Source organism: uncultured Gimesia sp. (assembly GCF_963972345.1).
Taxonomy (GTDB): domain Bacteria; phylum Planctomycetota; class Planctomycetia; order Planctomycetales; family Planctomycetaceae; genus Gimesia.
The window spans coordinates 1-5,612 of record NZ_CAXAVM010000298.1 but is presented as its reverse complement, the minus strand read 5'-3'; the positions used below and the strand labels follow the sequence as shown (position 1 = coordinate 5,612).

The 5,612-nt window shown below is 49.8% G+C and carries 7 protein-coding genes and 1 pseudogene; all 8 read left to right on the top strand.

Annotation, left to right across the window (positions count from 1 at the left end; genetic code table 11):
- Nucleotides 1-301: pseudogene (locus AACZ40_RS27935) on the top strand (signal recognition particle protein); the annotation flags it as partial.
- A 95-nt stretch (nt 302-396) separates the two neighbouring features.
- Nucleotides 397-786 (top strand): 30S ribosomal protein S16, encoded by a 390-nt coding sequence (rpsP, locus tag AACZ40_RS27930; protein WP_339676837.1) that lies wholly within the window; start codon nt 397-399, stop codon nt 784-786.
- A gap of 43 nt (nt 787-829) precedes the next feature.
- Nucleotides 830-1,531 carry a tRNA (guanosine(37)-N1)-methyltransferase TrmD gene (gene trmD / locus AACZ40_RS27925; RefSeq protein ID WP_291168975.1) on the top strand — a complete coding sequence of 234 codons (702 nt, stop codon included), beginning with the start codon at nt 830-832 and terminating at the stop codon, nt 1,529-1,531.
- A 75-nt stretch (nt 1,532-1,606) separates the two neighbouring features.
- Entirely contained in the window at nt 1,607-1,978 is a 372-nt protein-coding gene (gene rplS, locus AACZ40_RS27920) for a 50S ribosomal protein L19 (RefSeq protein WP_002643662.1), read from the top strand.
- 111 nt (nt 1,979-2,089) lie between these two features.
- Nucleotides 2,090-2,488 (top strand): YraN family protein, encoded by a 399-nt coding sequence (locus AACZ40_RS27915; protein WP_291168968.1) that lies wholly within the window; start codon nt 2,090-2,092, stop codon nt 2,486-2,488.
- A gap of 188 nt (nt 2,489-2,676) precedes the next feature.
- Nucleotides 2,677-3,120 carry a RidA family protein gene (locus tag AACZ40_RS27910; protein ID WP_291168965.1) on the top strand — a complete coding sequence of 148 codons (444 nt, stop codon included), beginning with the start codon at nt 2,677-2,679 and terminating at the stop codon, nt 3,118-3,120.
- Between the two features lie 593 nt (nt 3,121-3,713).
- A complete protein-coding gene (locus tag AACZ40_RS27905) occupies nt 3,714-5,003 on the top strand; it encodes a beta-ketoacyl-[acyl-carrier-protein] synthase family protein (RefSeq protein ID WP_291168962.1) in 1,290 nt (429 codons plus the stop codon).
- A gap of 296 nt (nt 5,004-5,299) precedes the next feature.
- A partial coding sequence (locus AACZ40_RS27900; protein WP_339676833.1) for an aldehyde dehydrogenase family protein occupies nt 5,300-5,612 on the top strand: 313 nt, incomplete at its 3' end.

Genomic DNA, 5,612 nt, shown 5'->3' with positions numbered 1-5,612 from the left:
GATCGATCACAGTCGCCGCCGCCGGATTGCATTGGGAAGTGGCGCGGATCCTTCTGATATCAGTCGGCTGGTTAAAGATTTCAACAACATGGCGGGCATGATGCAGAAAATGGCCGGCATGGGAATGCGTGACAAGATGAAAGCCATGCGAGAACTTTCCTCAGGAGCCATGATGGATCCGATGGGGGGCATGGGCAAGAAAAAAGAACGCAGTAAACGTGGCGGCGATCCACTGAAGCTGCGAGAGAAAAAGAAAAAAGAACGTAAAGACAAGAAAAAGCAGCGAAAGAAAAACCGTTAGTCGGACTGACGGTCTTTGCTGTTTTTGACTGAGCGTCTATCGCTGAATTTTGTATCTTCCATAAGATAAGAGTTTGTTTCCTAAAGGAGAAATTAGTGGCAGTTCGTATTCGTATGAAAAGAATGGGACGTAAGCATCGCCCCTTCTATCGTATTTGTGTAATGGATTCACGCAAGCAGCGTGATGGTGAAGCAATTGAAGAAATCGGAACCTACGACACTTCTGTGGTCGACAAGTCAAAGCGCGTCGAAATCAACATGGAACGCGTCGACTACTGGATGTCTGTCGGTGCCAAGCCTTCGGAAAACGTGGCGACACTCATCAAGAAGGTCAAGAAAAACAAATTTGGTACAGCGGCTGCTCCTGCTCCTCTGACTGCTCCGAAAGAACCTGCTCCCGAGCCGGAACCGGAAGAAGCATCTGCAGAAGCAACTGAAGCCGGATCAGAAGAAACTGCTGCTGAAGAAACCCCTTCAGAAGGGTAAGCTTCCGGCGCGTTTTAAAACAGTTTCGCTCTGAGAGAGCATTATGCGATTTGATATTCTGACATTGTTTCCCGAACTGTTTGACAGTTACCTGGAACAGGGCCTGCTCAAACGGGCCATCCAGAATCAACTGGTAGAGATTCAACGTTGGAATTTTCGAGACTGGGCCACAGACAGACACGCCTCGGTAGACGACCGCCCTTATGGCGGCGGGCCGGGTATGCTGATTGGCTGTGACACCGTCTTTCAGTGTGTAGAGCATGTTCAGGAAGTCGTTCCTGAGCCGGGTAAACTGATCATGTTAACCCCCCAAGGGCGGACATTGACTCAAGGTCTGGCGCAGGAATTATCGAAAGAACGGCAACTGACTTTACTTTGTGGAAGATACGAAGGGTTCGACGAACGGATCCGCATTGGTCTTGAGCCAATGGAAATATCGGCAGGTGACTTCATTACCAATGGAGGGGAAGTGCCGGCCATGTTGATTATTGAGACTGTAATCCGGTTAATTCCGGGAGTACTGGGCGATGAAAGCAGTGCCAAATACGATTCGTTTTCTGAATCGGGGCTGCTGGAATATCCGCAGTATACGCGGCCTCAAAACTTTCGTGGAATGGAAGTTCCGGAAGTATTGTTAAGTGGAAACCATCAGGAGATAGCCCGCTGGCGTCATGAGCAGAGTCTGTTGCGAACTCGTGAACGACGCGGTGATCTGTTAACTGAATCGGAATCAAATTCAACTTAAACCAGATATTAAAAACTGTGCATTGCAGGCGTCCTTGTCGGGACGACAGAGAATGTGCCAAGAGGACTTTGAGTCATGCAGGAATTATTGAAAAAAGTAGAAGCGTCCAGCCTTCGCGAAGAGCCACTTCAGTTTGAAATCGGCGACACCGTTGATGTGCATACACGAATCCAGGAAGGTGACAAAGAGCGCATCCAGATTTTCAGTGGTGTGATTATCGCCCGTCGTGGCGGTGGAACACGCGAAAACTTTACGGTTCGTCGCATCGTTGCCGGTGAAGGGGTCGAGCGAATTTTTCCCGTGAATTCCCCCAAAATCGCCAAGCTGGAAATCAAACGACACGGCCGTGTGCGACGCGCCAAGTTGTACTACCTGCGTGACCGCGTTGGTAAGGCAACTCGACTGGTCGAACGTCGTGCCAAAGTCAAAAACACAGACGCAGAGTAACATCGAAGATGCAGCAGGAGCACTGGATCTGTTTCAGTGCTCCTGATCAGCTGTCCGGTGCGTGATGCGACAGAGGCAACTTCACCCCATGCTGGTTGACGGTATTCGCGTATGGCTGGTAAATGGCTCAGTCGATTACTGGGAGACAAAGGCGAACGCGCTGCGGTTCGCTTTCTGAAGCAGCTGGGGTATTCGATTATTGCCCGTCAATACCGCACGGAGCAGGGGGAAATCGATGTGATTGCCCTGGATGGTGAGACGGTTGTATTTATCGAAGTCAAAACCCGTAAGAGTGATGCAAAAGGCCAGCCCTTTGAAGCGGTGACTTTGCAGAAGCAGAAACAGCTGACCCGTCTGGCAGGCATTTTTCTTAAAAAACAGCAACTGCTTTCTCAGCCGGCGCGGTTTGATGTGATCTCGATTGTCTGGAGTGCAGAGCAGTCGCAACCGGAAATACGACATTTTCAGAATGCGTTCGCTCCTTCAGGTGAGTTTCAGTTTTTTACGTAATGCCCCAGGATTGTAATCTTCTGACGATCCTTCTACATTGGCTCTGTCCCCGCTGGCAGAGGCATTTTCAGCGATCATTATCAGCGATAATGCAGTCACTTTAAGTGGTTGCTGTCAGGCTGTTGTCACGGGAAACAGAATCACCGTCTGGTTGTTTGAGAAACTGTCTGTATCTGAAGGAGTCGAGTATGTCTGTTGAGCAAAAAGCAGCTGAGTTAGGTCTGGTCTTTGAACCGATTGAACCCGGCTACCTGAATCTGTGTATTCGCAGTGGTAATCAACTGCTGACATCGGGACATGTCAGTGACCAGAAAGGTCGACTGGGAGAAAATGTCTCTGTAGAAGAAGGCCAGGCAGCGGCCCGCGACTGTGCGATCAAGATTCTCCGCTCGGTACGCGATGAGCATGGCACCCTGGATGGTTTGAAGGTCGTGAAACTGCTGGGCTGTGTGAACTCAACTCCGGATTTCACAGATCAGCATCTGGTCATTAATGGTGCCTCGGATCTGTTTCATGAACTGTATGGCAAAACCGGGGATGGCTATCATGCCCGCAGTGCTCTCGGATTTGCGGCATTACCTACGGGTGTGGCGGTTGAGATTGAGGCCGTTTTTGAAATCAAAGATGCCTGAAACTGCCCAGAGTCTGACGGTCAGGCTATTCAGCGACTTTAACCCGGAAGTATCAGAGAAATCAGCTTTTCTGGAAAAACGCTTGACAAACTGAACCGCAAAGTGTGTAATACACTTCGATTGGTATCACTCAGATACTAGATATAGTTGAAGGGGACCTCAATTATGTTAGTAGATCTGAACTGATCTCACTCGAACCTGCGAAAAGGATTTCCAACCTGAATACGGGAGTTTAACTCTCACCACACCCTGCTTTTAAAGCACCTTCCTGAAGCTCTGCGGACTCAGTCCGGAACAATTTCTTGTCCCGGAAGCATCTGGTCCGCTAAACGTTAGTTGTTCTACAACTTGTTTAATCATTAGAGTTTATGTGTTTTATTTTCAGGGTTTGAGATCGCTCTCAGCTTTCAGGTGGTCTTTTTCCGATATAGATAAGTAGAGATGGAACTCATAGAAGCTGAAAAAGTGACTCCCAGAGTACTGAGCACAGATGTGTTAAGCTGAGGGTTTCAAAGATCTTACAACTATAGTTTCAACGGTACTGGTAATGGATTAGTGCTGTTTCACTGTAGGAGATTGAGGGTCAGGCTAAGATGGCTGGGTCAAATCAGACACGCGTAGTAATTTCTGGTATTGGAATTGTTTCTCCCATTGGTATCGGCATCGATACTTTTTGGAAGAATATATGTGCAGGTAATTCGGGGATTGGGCGTCTCACATCAATTCCCACTGAGAATCTTCCGTCCAAGCTCGCAGCGGAAGTCAAAGATTTCCATCCGGAATTACATGTTTACAACAAAAAATTTCTGAAAGTCATGTCGCGCGACATCCAACTGGGTGTTTCAGCCGCTTCTGACGCAGTTAAGAATGCCGGTATCAAGCCTGGTGTAGTTGATCCGGAACGGTTTGGCGTATCCTTTGGTGCAGGACACATCCCCACGACTCCCGATGAGCTGGTGGCTGCTGTCAAACGGTGTGCAGAAGACAATTCTTTCGAAGTCACCCGCTGGGGTGAAGACACCATGGGGCAGATTACTCCATTGTGGATGCTTCGTCAGCTACCGAATATGCCGGCCTGTCATATTTCGATCGAACACAATGCTCAAGGCCCCAACAACACCATTACCAGCCAGGATTCCTCTGCGTTGCTCGCGTTAGCAGAAGCAATGCGGTGGATTAAGCGTGGTGCCGTCGACTGTATGGTCGTTGGAGCCTGCACTTCGAATATCAATCCCGTGGATCTGTCCCGCAAAAATCTGATTGACCTGCTGTCCCGGGATGAAGACCCCAAACGGGCCTGTCGTCCCTTCGACCGTTTTCGTAATGGTACCATTCTGGGCGAGGGAGCGGCTGCTTTTGTGGTTGAAAACTACGATCACGCCGTTCGCCGTGGCGCAGAAATTTATGCCGAAGTCATTGGATTGGGAGCTGGATGCGACGGTAAATCCCTGAACAACAGCGATCAGGAAACGGACACTGGTCTGGTGCGTGCCGTCGAATCCGCCATGCGTCAAGCCAACCTGATGCCTCACCAGCTTGGTCATATTAACGCCCATGGCAAGAGTACGAAAATTGATGACCAGGTTGAAGCACGTGCCTATCATCGACTGTTCGGTGATGACGCGATCAAAATTCCGATTACTGCTCTCAAGAGCTACTTCGGTCATTTTGACGCTGGGTCTGGTGCTGTGGAACTGGCGGCAAGTATTCTTTCACTCCGACATGGGGCGACTCCTGCGACATTGAATTACGAAACTCCAGATCCCCTGTGTAATCTGGATATCATTCACGGGGAAGTCCGACCGTTGACCAAGAACACCGCCATGTCCGTCAGCCGCACGGCCTTTGGCCAGAGTGCTGCCGCAATCCTGCGGGCTATTTAGAGCGGGAACGCTGTGATTGAGCGTCTCTCTCTTCTGCTCGATCCCGTGAGCCGTGGGGCTTCGACAGGAACTGTCAACCGGCGCGTTAAAATCTCGCATGGCTTGAGTTGCATTCCCATCGCCTCTTTTTCTGCCTGTTCTCAGCCTTTTTTAAGTGCATGAGAACATCGCTCTTGAGAACCTGATTCAATTTAATCAGAATGAATGTTCGAGAAGGCCGTATCCGGTCTTCGCAGGACATCTAGTTACGTCCTGATGAATTTAAAACGCTCAACCTGTTCTCAGGAGATTCAGTCATGGCGACAGAGATTCTTGATACCGTAGCCAGTAGCCCGCAAATCCGACAGACTCAACTGCTGATTGATGGGAAATGGGTGGATGCCGTCAGCGGTAAAACGTTTTCCACGATAAATCCCGCGACGGAAGAGGTCATCGCAGAAGTGGCTGAAGGGGATGCCGCCGACATTGACCTGGCAGTCAAAGCGGCCCGCAAGGCGTTTGAATCGGGGCCCTGGTCTAAAATGGATGCGCGGGATCGTGGTCGACTGATCTATAGACTGGCGGACCTGATCGAGGAGAATATCGAGGAACTGGCGGCCCTGGAATCTC

What these genes read in the sequence shown, in the direction of transcription:
- trmD (WP_291168975.1), top strand. Translation starts at nt 830, where the DNA reads ATGCGATTTGATATTCTGACATTGTTTCCCGAACTGTTTGACAGTTAC.
- rplS (WP_002643662.1), top strand. Translation starts at nt 1,607, where the DNA reads ATGCAGGAATTATTGAAAAAAGTAGAAGCGTCCAGCCTTCGCGAAGAG.
- AACZ40_RS27915 (WP_291168968.1), top strand. Translation starts at nt 2,090, where the DNA reads ATGGCTGGTAAATGGCTCAGTCGATTACTGGGAGACAAAGGCGAACGC.
- AACZ40_RS27910 (WP_291168965.1), top strand. Translation starts at nt 2,677, where the DNA reads ATGTCTGTTGAGCAAAAAGCAGCTGAGTTAGGTCTGGTCTTTGAACCG.
- AACZ40_RS27905 (WP_291168962.1), top strand. Translation starts at nt 3,714, where the DNA reads ATGGCTGGGTCAAATCAGACACGCGTAGTAATTTCTGGTATTGGAATT.